The sequence below is a fragment of the Bacillus sp. J33 genome (assembly GCF_000518885.1).
Lineage (GTDB): Bacteria > Bacillota > Bacilli > Bacillales > Cytobacillaceae > Cytobacillus.
Genome location: NZ_JAEL01000007.1, coordinates 23,739 through 43,662, shown reverse-complemented (window position 1 = coordinate 43,662; position 19,924 = coordinate 23,739). Strand labels below are relative to the sequence as shown.

Here is a 19,924-nt window from a genome sequence, read left to right as displayed (position 1 = left end):
CCCGCGAAAATGCTGCTGAATTTTCTTGTGATGAGGTATTCATTCGAGAAAATTTATTCAATGTCCTGCGGGAAAAGCGTGTCATCGAAAGACCCCGCAGGTGCGAACCACCGAGGAGAGTCGGACCGCCCGCTGAAAGCTTGAGTGCCTCGTGCTGAAATCAACAGGCAAATTTAACAGAGCCTAAAAGAAAAGATGAAGGGAGATCGTATCTATGAAATTTACACGATTTGAAGTTAACTCTGCAGTACATACAGGTGTAATTGAAAATGAAATAGTTAAAGAGATAAAGGGTGACATATTTTCAGAATGGGAGTTTACTGGAAACTTATTCTCCAGAAGTGAAGTAAAGCTGCTTGCTCCCATTGTTCCGAACCAGATTATTGGCATTGGAGCAAACTATGTTTCAGCAAAAGAGGATCTGCCGGAAACGCTTCCTGAAATTCCTGTGTTCTTTTTTAAGCCGGTTTCTTCAGTTATTGGGCCAGACGAGAACATTATTATTCCAGAAGGCATTGAGCAGGTTAAATTTGAATCAGAATTAGCTATTGTTATAGGAAAAGAAGCAAAGAATGTATCGGAAGAGGATATTCTTGACTATGTCTTCGGCTATACAGTAGGGAATGATGTGACTGCACCACAGTTTTTCCATAGTGACGGGCATTGGACGATTGGAAAATCATTTGATACATTTACTCCGATCGGCCCTGTCATTGAAACGGACCTTGACCCTTTTAATGTTAAAGTGGAGGCGAAATTAAACGGAGAAGAAAAGCAGAACAGCAGCACAGAATTAATGATTATACCGATCCGTAAAATGATTTCCTACTTGAGTAATGTGATGACGCTCAAACCGGGGGATGTAATTCTTACAGGCAGCCCTGTCGGAGCGGAAATGGTCAGTTCCGGTGATGTGATTGAATGTGAAATAAAAGAGGTTGGAACCCTGCGCAATACATTTGCAGGTGCCCTTGAAAGCGTCAAAACCGTCTGATCACATTAACTTATATGCTATAATGTTTTACAGACAAAGGTTTTGCACCAGAGGTGAACGATTTGGAAAGAGAAAATATGGTTAAATCTGTTAGCAGGGCACTTGATATCATTACACTGGTGAGTTTGAAAAAAGGCGGCCTTGGCGTTACAGAGATAGCCAAACAAATAGACATAAATAAAAGTTCTGTATACAGAATCCTTTCTACCCTAGTGCAATATGGGTACATTGAACAAGATGGCGATACAGGCAAATATAAGCTTGGCTACAAGTTTCTTGAGATCAGCTCAAAGCTTCTGGAATCAATTGATTTAAGGGCAGAGGCAAGACCTTTTCTGCAAGAGCTTGAAAATGAGACAAACGAGGTCATTCATTTAGTTGTCTATGACCAGGGTGAGGTTGTATATATCGAAAAACTCGAGGGAAATGAAACCTTAAGAATGCACTCTAAAGTAGGGAAAAGGGCTCCGATGCATTGCACGTCTGTAGGCAAAGCAATCCTTGCACACCTTCCGTTAAATGTTGTAATGGAAATTTTAGATAGGAAGGGTATGCCGGTTCACACTGATAAAACGATAACTGACAAAGATGAATTCCTTAAAGAACTTAGCCAGGTCAGGCAAAATGGGTACGCCCTTGATCTGGAGGAAAATGAATATGGTATAACTTGTGTGGCTGCTCCCATTTTTGACCATTTAGGCAAGGTTATTGCTGCTGTCAGCATTTCAGGACCTACCATGAGAATGACAGAAGACAGGCTTAAAACACTAAAAACGATTATGATCAGGACAGGGAAAGAAATCTCAGCCCGTTTGGGGCATGTCTCCCGAATAAGTTAAATGTATTTGCCCGATATATCTTGTATTAAAGATATATCGGGCAAATTTTTTTGTATGAAGATACAAATTTTTTCGTATAAATATATAAATCAAATTTTCTAAATATTATTGAAATTACAAAAAAGGTCTGTATAATAAATGATAGTACGAGTAGTTGTTGTATAACAAAATAATTATCGTTCTATAACAATGTTTCGTATTCCGCAACAAAATGAAAATATTGTTCGCCATTACAAAACAAAAGGAGGAAAAGGGTTTTATGAGTACAGGAATGTTGTCTTTTTTATCTCTTTTGCCAATTATTGCAGTAGCAGTGTTCCTCGTGGTATTGAGATGGCCTGCCAGCAAAGCAATGCCTATTTCATACCTTGTTGCTATTGCCTTGGCACTATTTGTCTGGAAAGTTCCAGGCGCAAATGTTGCTGCCGCTTCAATAAATGGTCTGGTTGTTGCAGGAACTCTTCTTTACATTATTTTTGGTGCCATCCTGCTTCTGAATACACTTCAAGAAAGCGGCGGCATAAAAACAATCCGTCAAGGGTTTACGGATATATCCGGAGACCGCCGTATACAGGTTATCATTATAGCCTGGCTATTCGGTTCCTTTATTGAGGGATCAGCTGGTTTTGGTACGCCTGCAGCTGTCGCTGTTCCATTGCTTGTTGGGCTGGGGTTCCCTGCGATGGCAGCTGTTGTGGCAGGAATGGTTATTCAAAGTACACCAGTTTCCTTTGGCGCAGTTGGCACTCCAATGCTTGTTGGTGTTCAAACGGGTTTATCTGCCGATCCGTCCATTACAAATGACTTCCTTGCTCTAACTACATTAATTGCAGGTAAGGTGGCAATTCTCCATATGCTTGCAGGTACACTTGTTCCATTATTTGTTGTAGCACTAATGACAAGATTTTTTGGAAGGAACAAGTCATTCTCCGAAGGCATTAAAGTCTGGAAATTCGCCTTGTTTGCATCCTTCTCCATGACTATTCCATACGTAATTGTTGCAAATGTGTTAGGTCCTGAATTCCCATCCATGATAGGCGGTCTTGTCGGCCTGGCTATTGTTGTCTTTGCAGCAAAGAAAGGCTTCTTAATGCCCCCAAAAGACCAAGAGTGGGACTTTGAAGAAAAATCCAAATGGGATCCTGAATGGATTGGGTCGCTTGAAATTAAAGATATTGCTCATAAAAGCGGCAGCATGAGCATGGTTCGTGCGTGGGCACCGTATATTTTAGTTGGTTTATTTTTAGTATTGACCCGATTGAAAACGCTTCCTCTCATGGAGTGGCTTCAAGCCTGGAATGTAAAGTTTGAAAACATTTTTGAATCCGGCATAACGGCAAGTTTCCAGCCCCTTTATTTACCTGGTACAATCTTCATTGCAGTTTCACTTATTACTTATTTTATTCATGGCATGAATGCAAGCGGATACAAACGCGCCTGGTCACAATCAGCAAAAACAATGATCGCGGCATCAACAGCACTGGTTTTTACGGTTCCTATGGTTCAAGTTTTCCTGAATTCAGGCGGCGGTGCTGCCGGATACGATAAAATGCCCATAGAATTGGCAAATGGTGTAGCTGCACTAGCAGGAGAATACTGGCCATTCTTCTCCACCTTCATAGGCGGAATCGGCGCCTTTATTGCAGGAAGCAATACTGTGAGTAATATGATGTTTGCCTTATTCCAGCATGATGTGGGATCCCAAATTGGCGTTGATGCGACTTGGATCGTTGCACTTCAGGCAGTTGGCGGGGCAGCAGGGAACATGATTTGCGTCCACAATGTTGTCGCAGCATCTGCAGTTGTTGGTCTTGTTGGCAAAGAGGGGGCTGTAATCCGGAAAACGCTGTTCCCGTTTTTCTATTACGCTTTATTAACAGGTTCTGTAGGGTACTCAATTGTTTGGTACTCTCAAAAAGGCATTTTCAACCTAGGCTCATTTATTGCTGTTGGCATTGCTGTTGCTGCTGTATATATTATTGCAACAAACAACAGACGCTCCAACATGATTTTGCCTCCTCCTTCAGTCAATGCGAAGTCTGCTAAATAAGGTTTATGTCTAACTGGCTCAGCCCCTGGCTGAGCCAGTTTTTTCATGAGCCTAAAATTTATTCTAAAAAATTCCACAAATCCTATTCTCTTTTCCAATTTATTGTAATATAATCTAACTGTATGAACTGTACTATTATCCATAGTACAGTTCATACAGATGGGAGGGTTAGCATGTTTGAATTGGACGTAAGGAGCCGTAAGCCTATATACGAACAACTGGTGGAACGGCTAAAAGAGCTGATCATTACAGAAATTATTAAGTCTGATGAACAGCTGCCTTCCGTAAGAATGCTGGCCCAGCAGCTGACAATTAACCCTAATACGATACAAAAGGCTTACAGGGAGCTGGAGGCCCAAGGCTATATATATTCTATTAAGGGAAAAGGAAGCTTTGTCAGCGCTGCAACACCCAGGCAAAATAGCGAAAAAATGATAAAGGTGAAAAGCGAGCTATCCAAGCTCCTGTCTGAGGCGCTATATCTTGGTATCACAAAAGAGGAATTATATCAGATGATTAAAGAGATAGAAGCAAGCATAGGGGGAGGGATAGAAAATGATTAATATTAGTCATGTTCGGAAAACTTTTGAGGGGCTCGAAGCCGTCGAAAAGGTTAGTATTCATGTGAACAGGGGGTCCATTTATGGACTGCTTGGATCAAATGGAGCCGGAAAAACAACACTTTTGAAGATATTGGCAGGCATTTACGCCTATGATGAAGGGGAAGTAACGATTGATGGCCAGCCAGTTTTTGAAAACCCATCTATTAAGGATAAAATCTTTTTTATCCAGGATCATCCCTATTTTTTTCCGCAGTATACGGTTAAGCAAATGGCACAATTTTATAAGAGTATTTACAGCAGATGGGATGAAGGCCGGTTTGAAGAGCTTGCTGCTATTTTTGAAATAGATATACATAAAAAGATTCATAGATTCTCAAAAGGGATTCAGAGGCAAGCAGCTTTTATTCTTGCACTGTCATCAAAGCCAGAAGTTTTAATCCTGGATGAGCCAATGGATGGCCTTGATCCCGTAATGAGGAAAAAAGTCAAAAGCCTTCTTGTCGGTGAGGTTGCTGATAGAGAAATGACTATTTTAATTTCATCCCATAATTTACGCGAAGTCGAAGATTTATGTGATTATATAGGCATTATGCATAAAGGACGAGTGATTCTGGAAAAAGATCTGGATGATCTCAAGACGGATACTCATAAAATTCAGGTTGCCTTTAAAGGCCCTATACCTGCCATTTTTGATTCTATGAAAATACTTCATAAAGAAAAAAGGGGCAGCATCATAATTTGTATAGTCAAGGGAAATGCTGAAGAAATTTCAGCATATGCAGAACAATTTAAGCCAGTCATTTTCGATTTGCTTCCCCTGACTTTGGAAGAGATTTTTATTTATGAAATGGGGGATGCTGGATATGCAGTCCAAAATATCCTTGGTTAATAGGGAAATATGGAAGACAATCACCAGGAGCGTGGGCTGGGTTTCCATTGTATATTTTCTTGTCCTTTTTTTTGCGATTCCACTTGAGATTTTAATGACATCCTCAGAAGAACAGCGTAAATTTATCGATATTGATAACTTGTTTCAGTATCATTTTGAGCTTCAGATTATATTAATCATTGCCATTCCGGTCATCATGTCCGTGTTCCTATTCCGCTTCCTGCAAGTCAAGCAATATAGCGATTTAATCCATTCATTGCCGGTGAAAAGGGAAATAATTTTTCATCAATATGCAACTGCAGGACTTATACTTTTGGCTTGCCCTGTTCTCTTGATTGCCATTTTTGTACTGATTCTATATCAGCCATTCTACTTGAACGAGTTTTATGCGATTGGCGAAATATTTAAATGGCTGGGAATTACCATAATGTATAACACATTAATTTATATGGCCGGAGTATTTGTAGGGATGGTTACAGGTTTATCTGCTGCCCAGGGTGCCTTAACATATATTTTCCTTTTGCTTCCAGTCGGCCTTATCAATCTGCTGGCTTTTAATTTGCCTTTCTATTTATATGGTTATCCTAATCAATATTATCTTGCGAGCAAGTTTGAAAAGTTTTCTCCGTTAATTTCCATAACGCAAATGAATGTCCGTATCCCTTTTGCGTACGAAATCATGATTTATCTTATCTTAATCGTTTCTCTTTATTGGCTTAGCCTGCGGGTTTATAAAAAGAGAAGGATGGAGGCTGTTTCACAGGCCCTCGTTTTTCCGATTACAAAGCCTATTTTTAAATACGGAGCGACTTTTTGCACCATGCTTCTTGGGGGAACGTATTTTGGAGAGATGGGAAACGGGACGGGGTGGCTTATTGCCGGATATGCGTTTGGAGCTATGCTTGGCTTGGTGATTGCTGAAATGGTTTTGCAGAAATCATGGCGCGTGACCTTATATGTTAAGGGATTAATAAGATATGCAGCTGCTATTGGATTATTGTTTATTCTTTTCCAATTTGACTTTACCCGTTACGAAAAAAACATACCCGCTGCACATGAAATTGATCGCGTTCATATCAGTGAGAGTTATTATCTTTATAGTGACGTTGACAATGATGAGCCTCTATTTTTGTATGAATACGAAAATATTGATTTGGTCAGAAGGCTGCACAAAGAAATTGTTGAAAATAAAAATGATGATCATAGCCAGCCCAATGAAAAGGACGTTGCTTTTATCGTGTATGAGCTAAAAAATGGCGAAAAACTAGTTCGAAATTACAAAATTGATATAACAAAATATAGTCCATTTTATAAATTTATCTATGAATCTGATGAATATAAAAAGGCAACAAATGAAATTTACCAAGTTATAGCGGAGGAGACAACTAAAATTACGATTACACCTTCTGGTCCTGTTAATAAGCGGGCTACCATTACAGATCCTATTGACCTGCAAGAGGCAATTGAGATTTTGACAGAAGAAGTGGATTCAGCTTCTTTTGAAAATAGCAGAGTTCACACAGAACCTTATGCTTATATTGAAATTTTTTATAGTGACAGCAAAAAAGCATACATGCATTGGGATCCTTCCTATACAAAATTTGAAAAATGGCTCCAGGAAAAATCACTGCTTAATGCGGCAAGAATTACAGGCGATGACATTTCATACGCATTGGCAATTAAGGCAGAGGATATTGATATCAATTATGCAGGAGGTTATTCCTATGATGAGATTTTCACTAAGATGAGCGAAAACAGCTCAACTGTGAAAATAGCCGACAAGAAACAAATTGAAAGCATCATAAAAAACGCTACAGGTATTTTAAATGGAGATTATCTAATCGCCTATTATTTTGATGAACAAAGGGCTATTGATATTAAAAGCTTTACGGAAGAGAATGTCCCAAGCTTTATTAAGGATCATTTTGAATGAAGGAAAGCTTAAAGAGAGGGGGGATGAGAGTGAGTAAATGTTCTATTGATATGAGAGAAATTTGCAATCTTTACAATAAACGCCTTTATCAGATTGCCTATTGCATCACCCGTGATCACTATCTTGCTCAGGATGTAGTCCAGGAAACACTAATCAAGGCATTAAAAAAAATGGAGACCCTTGAGGATCAGGGAAAATTGGGTGCATGGCTCTCAGCTATTGCGACTAGAACGGCCATTGATTTTGTTAGAAAAGAGAGAAGGACAAAGGAAAGAATACAGGATTCTTTTGATTTTGAAAACTGTCCCGAAAGAAATAATATCGATGCCGGGAAAGAAGCAGAAATGAACTTGCTGCAGGAACAGATATATGGTTATGTTAATTCTCTATCCCCTGATCAGAAAAGGGTTTTCCTGCTGAAAATAAAGCATGGATTAAAAGAAAGAGAGATTGCAGACATCCTCCAGCTTAACCCGAATACAGTCAAAACAAAATTGTACCGGGTCAGACAGCAGCTGAAAGAATTGCTTGGAGATCGATATTCAGCCTGATCAAAAAACAGCCCCTTTTTAAGAGGCTGTTTTTGTTTTAGGCTTTGGTATATTATTTGTTTTTTGTTTTCCATTCCAGGCACTCAAGCTCCCACAGGCAGTCCGACTCTCCTCGGCTGCGTGAACAATATAGGTATTCCTTTGACAGGCTCCTTCAGCAAGACATCAAATAAACCTATTTGAATAATCATCGCACAAAAGAAATCAGCTGCTGATTCATTAGCAGCCTTTTTTGTCTTGATAGAGGAGTATCAATGAAATCAGGGAAGCTGCTGGTTAATATAGATTAGTACAGATTACACATTAAAGCCTTAAGTATAAGTAAAGAATTTAAAATGTGAATATTTTATGAACTCTTTTTTTAGAGCTAAAAGCAATCTGAATAAAAAGAAATTAGCTAGAAAAACGATAAAATTTCATCGTAATTTACAAAAAAGCCTAATATTATATATTTATATTGGTAAACAGGTCAATGATATATGTCAATATAAAATGAGACGGGTTATTACTCTTGCGAAATAACAGAATATTTCAGAAAAATATTTTTACATTTAATAGAAATTATAGGTATAATAGTCCCAAAAGATTAAAATTTGCCGTAAATTATGCTAGTCATTCTGAAAGATAAATGAAAATAATATGTTTTTCCCCGCAGCTGCTGCATCATAGAATATTTTTCCCCATAAAAATATACCTGAATATATTTATTAGTAAATGGAATTTCCAAATTTAAAAACTAAATCGCTTTCTTTAAGGAGGTGAACTTCTATTATAAGCGCTGTGTAAAAGCTCATTGTTGAATTTTTTACCCGGTTCATTGGAACGGAAATCAACAGATAAATATAACAGAGCTATTATCAAAAAGGAAGGGCTCCCTCTTGCATAGCCTGGAGGACTCACACAAGAGAGAGCAGTGAAAGGGGTATACCTTTCCATTTAAGTATACTCCTTTTTTGAAAAATGTGAAATATGTCACAAAAATTTTAAAAAGGAGAAATAAAATGGTAGGAAGCATTAAAGAAAAGTTTGTAATAACAAGAAATACAATGGCAGTCTTGCCGGAGGTTCCAACAATAGGCAACTATTCAAAAATAATAGAAGTAGGACAAAGTTTTTGTATAGAATCTTCACCTTATGATGTGTTAAATGAGAGCTTATTGCATTACTGTTCTGATTTGAAAGGATCGATACAAGGAACAAAAGCTATCCTTGGAACAGTAAGAAACCCGCCAATACGTATGAACGCAGATCCGGATATGTATTGGCTTCCGCATAAACCTCCTTATCAGCCAGACTGTGTATGGATTGCTCTTCATCATATAGAAGCCTTAAACTATTTATCTTATAGCGAAACGCGTGTAATCTTTACCAATGAACAGAGTATTGATTTGGATATTTCCTTAAGGCATCTTCAATCCATTATTGATCTGGCTGAGGTGCTTCGGTTCAAGATGGAAAAAACATTGAATAGGACAAGGAGCTTTATTCTTGATTCTGAACATGGGATCAAGCTTATTAGTGAAGAATACAACAAATATCGAAAAAAGGATTTGTAAGAGACCATTGCAACCTTTAGCAGGAAAAGCGCCCCTAAAAATGGAAATAAATTTATGAGTACATATTTATAGAGGGAGGTTCAATATGGAACTGAAGGATTGCAGGGCTATCATTACTGGAGGCGCTTCAGGGCTTGGCGAAGCGACAGCAAGGCATATAGCAGGCAAAGGGGGAAGCGTTCTGATTGCTGATTTGGCAGAAGAGCGTGCCAGAAAGCTGGCAGAGGAAATAGGGGAAAATGCTCTCTTTTTTAAAACGGATGTGACAAAGGAGGAGGACATTCAGGATGCATTGGGATATGCAGCAGATCAATTTGGTTCGATCAATACAGCAGTCAACTGTGCTGGAATCGGCATTGCTGCCAAATTGCTTGGCCGCAAGGGGGCTCATTCCCTTGATATGTTCTCAAAAGTGATATCTATTAATCTGATAGGGACCTTCAATGTAATCAGATTAGCTGCAGAACAAATGACAAAAAATGAACCAAACGAGCAAGGGGAAAGAGGGGTCATTATTAACACTGCTTCCGTTGCAGCATATGAAGGCCAAATTGGACAGGCTGCATACAGTGCTTCAAAGGGTGGTGTAGTCAGCATGACTTTACCGATTGCAAGAGAACTTGCGAGTTATGGCATTCGTGTGATGACGATTGCTCCAGGATTATTTAATACACCAATGTTTGAATCACTGCCGGAATCGGCAAGAAATTCTTTAGGGAAAATGGTTCCATTTCCATCGAGATTGGGTTATCCCGAGGAATTTGCAAAGCTTGCCGAAGGCATTTTAGAAAATCCAATGCTCAATGGAGAAACGATCCGGCTTGACGGCGGTATTCGCATGCAGCCGAAATAAATATAAAAAAAACCTAACCTTATGATGATGAAAGGTTAGGTTTTTTGAAATTTACAATTCTAAATGTTCTAAAAATAAAGATAATTATTGTACAATATATATGTAAGCCTTTGCAGAAAGATAAGACCCGCAATTTGAGCTATGGCAAGAAAATTTTACCGATTCGGAGGGGAAGGCATGGCTGCATCATACATACGGGAAGATCATGAGATTTTCAGAGAGTCCTTACGAAAGTTTTTAGAGACAGAAGCCTATCCGAATTATGGCCAATGGGAAGAGGTCAGGATTATTCCGCGAGAGTTTTGGAAAAAGATGGGCGATCAGGGCTTTTTGTGTCCGGACATTGAGGAAAAATATGGCGGAAGCAATGCAGACTGGGGATTTTCGGTTGTTATAAATGAAGAGCTGGAGCGTGTTGGTTCTGGTCTGGTAGGAATCGGACTTCACAATGATATTGTTGTCCCCTACATTACAGCCTATGGGACTGAGGAGCAGAAGCAAAAATGGCTGCCGAAGTGCGCAACAGGTGAGATCATAACCGCAATTGCCATGACGGAGCCGGGCGCAGGCTCAGATTTAGCCGGGATTAAGACGACAGCAAAACTTGAAGGGGACCATTATATTGTGAACGGGGAAAAAACCTTTATTACAAATGGAATCCATTCCGACTTAATCATTGTTGCCTGCAAAACGGATCCGAACGCTGTTCCGCGGCATAAAGGAGTAAGCCTGCTTGCAATCGAGAGGGATGCACCCGGCTTTTCAAGAGGCAGGAAGTTAAGCAAAGTCGGCCTTCACTGTCAGGACACAGCTGAACTGATTTTTGAGGATTGCAAAGTTCCAAAAGGGAATTTAATTGGCGAAGAAGGCAAAGGTTTTTTGTATTTGATGGAAAAACTGCAGCAGGAACGGCTAGTAGTGGCCATCGCCGCACAAGTGGCAGCAGAGGAAATGCTTAAATTAACAATAGATTATGTTAAGAACCGCCAGGCTTTCGGAAAGCAGATCAGCCAATTTCAAAATACCCAATTCAAAATAGCTGAGATGGCAACAGATATTGAGATGGGCAGAGTATTTCTTGACAACCTGATCGAGGAACATATAGAAGGAAAAAATGTGGTGACAAAAGTATCCATGGCAAAATGGAAGCTCACTGACAATGCGCGAAAAATCGCGGCAGAATGCATGCAGCTTCATGGCGGGTATGGCTATATGGAAGAATACGAGATTGCCAGAAGATATAGAGATATACCAGTCGCCAGCATATATGCAGGCACTAACGAAATTATGAAAACCATTATCGCTAAAAACATGGAATTATAAGGAGGTTTAATAAATGCGCGAAGCCGTTATTGTTGAGGGGATTCGAACTCCTGTAGGAAGAAAAAATGGATTATTGAAGGATATCCGGGCGGATGACCTTGCAGCAGAAGCACTTAAGGCACTTGTAGATCGTGCCGGCATAGACCCTGCCATCATAGATGATGTCATTTTGGGGTGTGTTTCCCAAATTGGCGAACAAACTGGGGATATTGCGAGGGTGGCTGGCTTGATTGCCGGTTTTCCAATTGAAGTTCCCGGAACGACCGTAGACCGCCAATGCGGCTCAAGCCAGCAGGCTGTCCATTTTGCTGCACAGTCCATTTTAGCTGGGGATATGGATGTAGTGATAGCCGGCGGAGTTGAGAGTATGTCCCGTGTACCCATCGGATCCAGCTACCAGGGTGTTGGCTTCAGTGATAAGCTGACAAGCAGACATGAAATAATCCATCAAGGCATATCGGCGGAACGTATTGCTGAAAAGTATGGGTTTACAAGAGAAGAATTGGATCAGTATTCCTATGAAAGCCACCAGAAAGCATTGAAAGCACAAGCACAAGGCCGCTTTTCCAGGGAGATTGCCCCCCTGGAAGTGATTCTGGAGAATGGACAATCGGTAACCGTCTCAGAAGATTCGGGCCCTAGAAAAGAAACGTCAGTTGAAGCGCTTGGAGGCTTAAAAACAGTTTTCAAGGAAAATGGCGTAATACATGCTGGAAACTCAAGCCAGATCAGTGATGGCGCTGCTGCGCTTTTAATCATGTCCCGAGAAAAGGCGGAGGATCTGGGCATTAAGCCGCGGTTCAAAATTCTTGCCCGTTCAGTTATAGGATCTGATCCCACTCTAATGCTGACAGGGCCAATACCAGCAACAGAAAAGGTGTTAAAGAAAGCAGGTTTATCGATTTCAGATATTGATGTTTTTGAAGTGAACGAAGCATTCGCACCTGTCCCGCTTGCCTGGCTGAAAGAAACGGGAGCCGATCCTGCAAAGCTTAATCCAAACGGCGGCGCTATTGCACTTGGCCACCCGCTCGGAGGAAGCGGTGCCCGCTTAATGGTCACCATGATGCATGAACTCGAAAGATCAGGCGGACGGTTCGGGCTGCAAACAATGTGCGAAGGCCACGGAATGGCAAATGCCACAATTATCGAACGATTAGATTGAAAAAATGGGGAGGAATGAAAATGACGACTACTATTGGGAAAATATTTGATTTGACTGCTGGCAAGTTTCCGAATAAGGAAGCTTTGTATGATGTCAGAAAAAATCTGCGCCTTACCTATAAAGAATGGGGCCTTGAAATTAATAAATTGGCAAATGCCCTTCGGCAGGCAGGTGTCAGAAAGGGTGACAGGGTTTCTACCTATTTATTCAACACCGAGGAACTTGCAACAGCTTTTTTTGCCTGTGCTAAAATCGGTGCAGTATTTAATCCGATAAACTTCAGGCTGATGTCAGAGGAGGTTGCCTATATACTTCAGGATGCAGAACCCAAAGTAGTGTTGTTTGAGCACATGCTGGAATCAGGCATTACACCCATAGCTCAGCGGTTCCCCCATACTTCTTTCTGGTACATTGATGAAAGTGTACCGGCATATGCAGCATCGTATCGTGAAAAAGTTGATTCAGCTCCCCATACAAAAATCGACACGGACATTGATGAAAATGACCTGTATGCCGTCATGTATACCAGCGGCACCACAGGAAGGCCAAAAGGCGTGGTCCATCGGCATAGAGATATGGTCGAACAAAGCCTGATTGTTATAGGTGCGACTAAGCTGGAAAGCAGCGACAATGGCCTTGTAACTGCCCCCATGTTTCATTGTGCGGAGCTTCATTGCGCCTTTTTGCCGCGTGTTCACATAGGGGCAAAAAATACGATCCTCCACCATTTTGATGCTAAGGAAGTGCTGCGTTTAATTTCCGAAGAAAAAATTACAAAGTTTTTTGCAGCTCCAACAATGTGGAATATGCTTCTACAGGAAAACTTAAGCAATTATAATCTGGCAAGCCTAAAGCTGGGGCTTTACGGTGCTGCTCCGATGGCTCCGGCACTTGTTTTTGCCTGCCGGGATAAATTGGGCATCTCCCTTGTGCAGGCATATGGAATGACAGAGATGGGCCCAGCGATTACGTTTTTATCTGAAGATGATCAAATCAGGAAAGCCGGATCTGCTGGGCAGGCCTGCCTGAACCATGAGATACGGATTGTGAGGCCAAACGAAAATGGGCCTTCTGATCCTGAAGATATTGTTCCGGCAGGAGAAACGGGAGAAATCATCGTTAAAGGTCCTTGCATGATGAGTGGTTATTTCAATCGCGAAGAAGCCACAAAAAATGCAATGTATGGAGGCTGGTATCACTCAGGGGATATTGGCTGCCTTGATGATGAAGGTTACTTGTATGTTAAAGACCGTGTCGATGACATGATTATAAGCGGGGGAGAAAATATCTATCCTCGTGAAGTGGAAGATGTTCTATATGCGCATAATGGTGTTTTGGATGTAGCGGTGATTGGACAGCCAGATGACCGCTGGGGAGAAACTGTTACAGCTTTTATTGTAAAAAAAGATCCTTTACTGACTGAAAAGGAGCTTGATGAACTATGTAAGAACAGCGTTGAGCTTGCTAATTATAAGCGTCCGAGAAAATATATTTTTTGTGATGTTCTTCCCAGAAATGCCAGCGGCAAGATCCAAAAATTTATGCTCCGGAAACAGCTGGAAGATTTGTTTGCAGACGGGAAAATATAGACAGCGGAAAGGGATTTATAAATGTTAAAAGGCGTAAGAATCATTGATTTTTCTAACTACCTTCCTGGTCCGTATGCTTCTCAAAGACTTGCGGAGCTGGGAGCAGAAGTCATTAAAGTGGAACCAGCCAATGGAGACCCTGGCAGGCATCTGGATATCAAAATTGAGGGCACTGGAGCTGTTTTTGTTGCAAACAATCGCGGCAAAAAAAGCATTACCCTAGATCTAAAAAACGAGAATGGGCGAATGGCAGCGCTAAAGCTGATCGCAGAAAGCGATGCAGTTTTAGAAAGCTTTCGTCCTGGTGTTATGAAGAAGCTGGGGCTTGATTATGATTCTGTTAAAAAGCACAAACCTGATATTGTCTATTGTTCTCTTACTGGCTACGGTGAGAATGAGGCTTATCAAAACTTGGGAAGCCACGATTTGAACTATATGGCAGTAAGCGGGGTTCTTGCCCAGTTAAAAGACCGAAGCGGCAGGCCGATTCATCCTGCAAATACGATGGCAGATTTCATGGGAGGCATGGCAGCGAGTGAAAGGATCCTGGCTGCTTTGCTTTCCTGCAAGCTTAACGGAAAAGGCGGTTATCACTGTATTTCCATTGCTGAGGTTATGGCTTCCATCATGGGGAACCATTTGCTGATTGAGAATGAGACGGGATATCCAAATGGAATATCTGTTTTAAATGGTGAAATTATCGCTTACTCCATCTATGAAACGAAGGATGGCCGTTTTGTGGCACTTGCCGCACTTGAACCAAAGTTTTGGACAAACTTCTGCAAGGCCATAGGGAGAGAGGACTGGATTAATTCTCAATTTACTAATGCCTCTGGCAGCAATCCTATTTATATGGAAGTAACAGAGTTATTTAAGAGCAAATCATTGAAAGAATGGACTGAATTTGGACAAACGGTTGATTGCTGCCTGACTCCCATATTGGAATCAGGAGAACTAAAGGACTTTCCTCTTTTTAAAAGGATTTTCGAAACCAGATTTAGCTACCCCGCAGTAAAAATGCATGGAGGAATCAAGGCAGAAATCTCACCTCCTCCTGCAAAAGGGGAACATACTGAAAAAGTCTTGATTGAAATTGCTGGTTTGCCTTCTGAGAAAATAAGGGCTATGAAAAAAGAAAGGGTATTTTAATAGGAAGAATAGATCAAACATAGGGGTGGAGCTTTTTGTATGGACGCAATGCTTTTGAAAAATGAGGGGGCATCCACGCCAGTAGCTGAAGTCACATGAGGCGGGGAGGAAACGCTGGTGGTACCCTGCTGGATGATCCCGCTGGCAATCGCGGCCGGGAATGCATTTGTTCTAAAGCCTATCTGTATACACAGAATGAGAGCTATATCAAGTGCTTTAAGGAGAAAATTTAAGCAGGAATGCTTGGTGTGAATATCGGAGACTGACCAATGGCTTGCTTCCCTTTCTCCGGCTGGAAAAATTCTTTACATGGCGACCTATGCCAATGGAATTGATGGAGTTGAATATTATAAAAGACGAAAAATGGTGACAGCCTGGTGGTAATGTCCATTATAATGAAGAGCCCTTAGTGCGGATTGGGGGCTCTTCTAATTTTAATTTATAGTGATGCTGGCAATACAAAGGGATAATCTTGCATGCTGATATAGTTGGGTGAGACAGCAAGAGACCCCCTTCTTCGATATTTATGAAAGATTCATTTTTTTGTATAGGATATAGAACAAGCGGTGAGTTTTTCCTTTTTATATTAAAGAAGAGGCATGATAGGAAGATTAAATGATATAATGAATAGGAATATCTGATAATATAACCTTTTTTCTTTATTTGGAGTGTGATGGTCACTAGTGCGTTTTATTAAAGCAATCCCAAACATCGTTACCTTGGGTAATTTATATTGCGGTTTTCTTTCGATTGGCTTTGCTGCCAATGGGCAATTCAAAAATGCAGCAATACTTATTTTAATTGGTATGATGCTTGATAGTATGGACGGAAGGCTGGCAAGAATGCTGAAGGCGGACAGTACGCTTGGAAAAGAGCTCGATTCCTTGGCTGACATTGTTACCTTCGGGGTTGCCCCTTCATTTCTTGTGTTTTATACATATTTTTATCAATTTGGAATTCTCGGATTAATCGTTTCAGGTCTTTTTCCGCTGTTCGGGGCATATCGGCTGGCAAGGTTTAATATCAGTCCTCCCAAATCCTCTTTGAACTATTTCATAGGAGTGCCGATTACAGCTGCAGGCGGAATTATGGCGATTCTAACACTGTTTGGTGACCGCATTCCCAATATCATCACCACAGTTGTTTTCACTGCACTATGCTTTCTTATGGTAAGCAGAATTCGAATCCCCAGCTTTAAGGAAGTGCCGCTTCCGAAATACGGTACAATTGTTACAATCTTCTTAGGAAGTGTATTATACGTTATTTATAAGGGATCCTATGGCCCATTCCCAAATTTAATTTATATAGCGATCCCACTTTATATCGCATATTTAGCCTATAGATTCATTAAAGGAAAAAATAAAAAAGAACTTGATTGACAGACTCTTTTCAAAAGGGTCTGTTTTTTTGGCGGAAAATAAAAAAGGCCTTATTTGGCCTTTTTATTTGTAGAAAACTTTGTCTACATTATACTTTGCACGCAATGTATTAATGATATAGGTCTCATAAATTTCACGTTCCATGCTGTCTTCCACATAGATTACGGCAATTTTGTAGACTTCATCACGGTGGTTTTTAATTGGCGATACATTGTCTTCAAAATGCTTTTTGACGCGCTGCCTTAATTTGCGGGCTTTTCCCACAAATAACAGATCCTCATTTGCATCGAAAAATAAAATAATGCCGCCTTTGTCCCTCGGGATTTTATGATAATCTGTGAACCCATAAACACTGCTGAGGTCACTTTCTCCAGCTTGTCCAGTTTGCCTGCTTCTTGCAATAACGAGATTTGGTTCAGGTATTTCAATTTTGATCAATATTATCACTTCCTATTCTGAACTAAAGAGTAACATAAACTTGCTAAGTAATCCACAATCCGGAAAAAACCCGATAATTGAAATTTATTTTGTCCAGAGTTCAGTGGGGCGATTCAGATTAATTATGCTCAGCTAATGACCATCCTTTTAGGCCTATGTTTTCCGCAATTAATTGTTTATCTTTTATAATACAAGCATTTTGGCAAGTCCGTACTGGGAAGGGGGGAGCTCCACATAAAAACAGGAAGATTCCTGTTTGTTGAACGATTTTAAATACATGGCTATGTAGCAGCTTTTAATCACCATTCATATTAAAAATCAAGCTATTTATGTTTTTGTTAGCAGAAATGTTAAAATATATCGTCAAGTATGTGAAATTATTCACAAATATATTGTTGAATAATGGTTTTTTTAAGACAATGAACACGTGGTTGATAAAACAATAATAATTCCCTGAGGTGAAGAGTATGTGTGAACATTGCAGAGATGAAAAAATGATGAAAGCAGCAGTAGTACATAAATTTAAAGAAAAACTTGAAATAGAAAACGTAGAAGTCCCATCCGTTGGAAAGAATGAGGTGTTAGTAAAAATGAAAGCATGCGGGGTATGCCATACAGATTTGCACGCAGCCCATGGAGACTGGCCGGTTAAACCAGCACTTCCTCTCATTCCAGGCCATGAAGGAGTAGGAGAAGTTGTTGAGGCGGGAGAAGATATTACTCACTTGAAAGCAGGTGACAGAGTCGGTATTCCTTGGCTATATTCTGCCTGCGGACATTGTGAATACTGCCTAACTGGCCGCGAAACACTTTGCCATAATCAGCTGAATGCCGGCTGTTCCATAAATGGCGGTTACGCAGAATATTGTCTTGCAGATGCCCGTTATGTTGTAAAAGTGCCAGATTCACTAGATTATGTTGAAGCTGCACCGATTTTTTGTGCAGGAGTGACGACATACAAAGCTCTGAAGGTTGGGGAAGCAAAACCGGGTGAATGGGTAGCTGTTTATGGAATCGGCGGGCTGGGCCACGTGGCCGTGCAATATGCAAAAGCAATGGGACTAAAGGTTGTTGCCGTAGATACCTTTGACGAAAAGCTGGACCTTGCAAAAGAATTAGGAGCAGATTTATCAATAAATCCAAAGGCGGAGGATTCTGCGAACTTTATTCAGCGTGAAATTGGAGGTGTTCAAGCATCCATATGTACAGCTGTTTCCAAGCATGCTTTCAGTGAAGCCTACAGGGCAGTAAAACGCGGTGGAAAATGTGTCGCTGTTGGTTTGCCGCCTGAAGTCATGGAAGTGCCAATTTTTGATACTGTTCTTAACGGTGTCAGCATCGTTGGGTCTATAGTGGGAACAAGGAAAGACCTCCAGGAAGCACTTCAGTTTGCAGCAGACGGTAAAGTCAAAACCATCATTGAAACTGTTTCTCTGGAAGAAATTAATAGAGTCTTTGATGATCTTGAACAAGGAATAATAAATGGACGAGTTGTTATAAAATTTGAAGATTGATAGGATATATTATTTAAGGACTGGGCACTTTTGTGTCCAGTCTCTTTTATTATACTTGCAGATTGATCGTGTCTGAAAGGGGGGAAAAGCTAACAATATAGAACATATATAAAATCCCCTGCTATTAAACTCTTCTTTATTTCTCCTGAAATCATAGTGAAAAACACATCCGCATAAGGAATTTGTCATAACAAAAATTCAACTGACATAAAAATGAGAAGTAGCTTAGGACTATAAAAAATATTTTAAATAAAAAAAGGAGAAAAGACTTATGTAAAGAATATTAAAACTATTCATAATTTTATAAAAGTTAATTTGTTTTTCGAAAAAGGGGGTTGAACGATGGGGATTTTAGAGATTAAAGATGTGACATTGCGATTTGGGGGAGTTATAGCCCTGGATCATGTCTCTTATGAAGTAAAAGAAGGAGAGATCTTTTCGCTTATTGGGCCTAATGGTGCAGGGAAGACAAGCATGCTGAATTGCATAAGCGGTCTTTACCGGCCGTCTTCAGGTTCGATCACATTCAAAGGGGAAGATATTACCCGTTTTAAGCCCCATAAAAGAGCCAGCCTCGGCATTGCCCGTGCATTCCAGAATATTGAGCTATTTCCGCATTTATCAGTATTGGACAATCTTATGCTCGGGCGGCATGTGCGGATGAAAACGGGCGTACTGTCAGGCGGGCTTTATTGGGGCAAGGCGCAAAGAGAAGAAGTCGAACATCGTTTAAAGGTTGAGCAGGTGATCGACTTTCTGGAAATTGAGCACATTCGCAATACACCGGTAGGCACACTTTCCTATGGCCTGCAAAAGCGGGTTGAAACGGGCAGGGCGCTTGCCTTGGAACCCGAAATTCTTCTTTTGGATGAACCTATGGCCGGGATGAATAGTGAGGAAAAAGAGGATATGGCCCGCTATATCATTGATATCCATGAGGAAATGAATACAACCATTATTTTAATTGAGCATGATATGGGGGTTGTCATGGATTTGTCGGACCACATAGCGGTACTGGATTTCGGCAAGCTGATCGGCTATGGAACACCAGAAGAGATACAGAATAACCCGAAAGTAATTGAAGCTTATCTTGGTGAAGAAAACGCTGTTTAAAAAACGGCTGAAAACCGATTGAAATA

17 protein-coding genes and 1 pseudogene are annotated in these 19,924 nt (G+C 40.6%); 17 read left to right on the top strand and 1 reads right to left on the bottom strand.

Going from position 1 to position 19,924, the window contains the following annotated elements; all coding sequences use genetic code 11:
- Positions 1-214 precede the first annotated feature (214 nt).
- The 15 genes and pseudogenes from L634_RS0103195 to pssA all read left to right on the top strand — a co-directional run bounded on the left by L634_RS0103195 (position 215) and on the right by pssA (position 16,833).
- Positions 215-994 carry a fumarylacetoacetate hydrolase family protein gene (locus tag L634_RS0103195; protein ID WP_026581203.1) on the top strand — a complete coding sequence of 260 codons (780 nt, stop codon included), beginning with the start codon at positions 215-217 and terminating at the stop codon, positions 992-994.
- A gap of 62 nt (positions 995-1,056) precedes the next feature.
- Positions 1,057-1,833: an IclR family transcriptional regulator gene (locus L634_RS0103190; protein ID WP_026581202.1), complete on the top strand. Its 777-nt coding sequence runs from the start codon at positions 1,057-1,059 to the stop codon at positions 1,831-1,833.
- 259 nt (positions 1,834-2,092) lie between these two features.
- Positions 2,093-3,883, top strand: coding sequence for an L-lactate permease (locus L634_RS0103185; RefSeq protein ID WP_026581201.1), 1,791 nt, complete (start codon positions 2,093-2,095; stop codon positions 3,881-3,883).
- A gap of 173 nt (positions 3,884-4,056) precedes the next feature.
- Positions 4,057-4,446, top strand: coding sequence for a GntR family transcriptional regulator (locus L634_RS0103180; protein WP_026581200.1), 390 nt, complete (start codon positions 4,057-4,059; stop codon positions 4,444-4,446).
- Complete coding sequence (locus tag L634_RS0103175; RefSeq protein ID WP_026581199.1) at positions 4,439-5,335, top strand: ABC transporter ATP-binding protein; 897 nt, start codon at positions 4,439-4,441, stop codon at positions 5,333-5,335. The genes L634_RS0103180 and L634_RS0103175 overlap by 8 nt, the downstream gene beginning before the upstream one ends.
- On the top strand, positions 5,310-7,268 hold the full coding sequence (locus tag L634_RS0103170) for a DUF6449 domain-containing protein (RefSeq protein WP_026581198.1): 1,959 nt from the start codon (positions 5,310-5,312) through the stop codon (positions 7,266-7,268). The genes L634_RS0103175 and L634_RS0103170 overlap by 26 nt, the downstream gene beginning before the upstream one ends.
- Positions 7,269-7,297: 29 nt before the next feature.
- Positions 7,298-7,819 (top strand): RNA polymerase sigma factor, encoded by a 522-nt coding sequence (locus L634_RS0103165; RefSeq protein WP_026581197.1) that lies wholly within the window; start codon positions 7,298-7,300, stop codon positions 7,817-7,819.
- A 1,001-nt stretch (positions 7,820-8,820) separates the two neighbouring features.
- Positions 8,821-9,375 (top strand): competence protein ComK, encoded by a 555-nt coding sequence (locus tag L634_RS0103160; RefSeq protein ID WP_026581196.1) that lies wholly within the window; start codon positions 8,821-8,823, stop codon positions 9,373-9,375.
- A gap of 85 nt (positions 9,376-9,460) precedes the next feature.
- On the top strand, positions 9,461-10,228 hold the full coding sequence (locus L634_RS0103155) for a 3-hydroxyacyl-CoA dehydrogenase (protein WP_026581195.1): 768 nt from the start codon (positions 9,461-9,463) through the stop codon (positions 10,226-10,228).
- Between the two features lie 177 nt (positions 10,229-10,405).
- Positions 10,406-11,551, top strand: coding sequence for an acyl-CoA dehydrogenase family protein (locus L634_RS0103150; protein ID WP_026581194.1), 1,146 nt, complete (start codon positions 10,406-10,408; stop codon positions 11,549-11,551).
- Between the two features lie 13 nt (positions 11,552-11,564).
- Entirely contained in the window at positions 11,565-12,716 is a 1,152-nt protein-coding gene (locus L634_RS0103145) for a thiolase family protein (RefSeq protein ID WP_026581193.1), read from the top strand.
- A 20-nt stretch (positions 12,717-12,736) separates the two neighbouring features.
- The gene (locus tag L634_RS0103140) at positions 12,737-14,305 is read left to right on the top strand and encodes a fatty acid--CoA ligase (RefSeq protein ID WP_026581192.1); all 1,569 of its coding nucleotides are present in this window, start codon (positions 12,737-12,739) and stop codon (positions 14,303-14,305) included.
- Between the two features lie 21 nt (positions 14,306-14,326).
- Positions 14,327-15,454, top strand: coding sequence for a CaiB/BaiF CoA transferase family protein (locus L634_RS0103135; protein WP_026581191.1), 1,128 nt, complete (start codon positions 14,327-14,329; stop codon positions 15,452-15,454).
- Between the two features lie 215 nt (positions 15,455-15,669).
- Positions 15,670-15,838, top strand: a pseudogene (locus L634_RS34145) (malonate-semialdehyde dehydrogenase); the annotation flags it as partial.
- Positions 15,839-16,137: 299 nt separating this feature from the next.
- Positions 16,138-16,833 carry a CDP-diacylglycerol--serine O-phosphatidyltransferase gene (gene pssA, locus L634_RS0103125; protein ID WP_026581190.1) on the top strand — a complete coding sequence of 232 codons (696 nt, stop codon included), beginning with the start codon at positions 16,138-16,140 and terminating at the stop codon, positions 16,831-16,833.
- Positions 16,834-16,896: 63 nt separating this feature from the next.
- On the opposite strand, the gene L634_RS0103120 is transcribed toward pssA, so the two are convergent.
- Complete coding sequence (locus tag L634_RS0103120; RefSeq protein ID WP_442852680.1) at positions 16,897-17,235, bottom strand: nucleotide excision repair endonuclease; 339 nt, start codon at positions 17,233-17,235, stop codon at positions 16,897-16,899.
- Between the two features lie 533 nt (positions 17,236-17,768).
- Here L634_RS0103120 and adhP point away from each other — a divergent pair.
- Both adhP and L634_RS0103110 read left to right on the top strand, forming a co-directional pair.
- A complete protein-coding gene (gene adhP, locus L634_RS0103115; protein WP_026581188.1) occupies positions 17,769-18,785 on the top strand; it encodes an alcohol dehydrogenase AdhP in 1,017 nt (338 codons plus the stop codon).
- Between the two features lie 342 nt (positions 18,786-19,127).
- A complete protein-coding gene (locus L634_RS0103110) occupies positions 19,128-19,898 on the top strand; it encodes an ABC transporter ATP-binding protein (protein ID WP_026581187.1) in 771 nt (256 codons plus the stop codon).
- Positions 19,899-19,924 lie beyond the last annotated feature (26 nt).

Bases quoted from the DNA above. Each gene is read 5' to 3' on its own strand.
- L634_RS0103195 (WP_026581203.1), top strand. From the start codon at position 215: ATGAAATTTACACGATTTGAAGTTAACTCTGCAGTACATACAGGTGTA.
- L634_RS0103185 (WP_026581201.1), top strand. From the start codon at position 2,093: ATGAGTACAGGAATGTTGTCTTTTTTATCTCTTTTGCCAATTATTGCA.
- L634_RS0103180 (WP_026581200.1), top strand. From the start codon at position 4,057: ATGTTTGAATTGGACGTAAGGAGCCGTAAGCCTATATACGAACAACTG.
- L634_RS0103175 (WP_026581199.1), top strand. From the start codon at position 4,439: ATGATTAATATTAGTCATGTTCGGAAAACTTTTGAGGGGCTCGAAGCC.
- L634_RS0103170 (WP_026581198.1), top strand. From the start codon at position 5,310: ATGCAGTCCAAAATATCCTTGGTTAATAGGGAAATATGGAAGACAATC.
- L634_RS0103160 (WP_026581196.1), top strand. From the start codon at position 8,821: ATGGTAGGAAGCATTAAAGAAAAGTTTGTAATAACAAGAAATACAATG.
- L634_RS0103155 (WP_026581195.1), top strand. From the start codon at position 9,461: ATGGAACTGAAGGATTGCAGGGCTATCATTACTGGAGGCGCTTCAGGG.
- L634_RS0103150 (WP_026581194.1), top strand. From the start codon at position 10,406: ATGGCTGCATCATACATACGGGAAGATCATGAGATTTTCAGAGAGTCC.
- L634_RS0103145 (WP_026581193.1), top strand. From the start codon at position 11,565: ATGCGCGAAGCCGTTATTGTTGAGGGGATTCGAACTCCTGTAGGAAGA.
- L634_RS0103140 (WP_026581192.1), top strand. From the start codon at position 12,737: ATGACGACTACTATTGGGAAAATATTTGATTTGACTGCTGGCAAGTTT.
- L634_RS0103135 (WP_026581191.1), top strand. From the start codon at position 14,327: ATGTTAAAAGGCGTAAGAATCATTGATTTTTCTAACTACCTTCCTGGT.
- adhP (WP_026581188.1), top strand. From the start codon at position 17,769: ATGAAAGCAGCAGTAGTACATAAATTTAAAGAAAAACTTGAAATAGAA.
- L634_RS0103110 (WP_026581187.1), top strand. From the start codon at position 19,128: ATGGGGATTTTAGAGATTAAAGATGTGACATTGCGATTTGGGGGAGTT.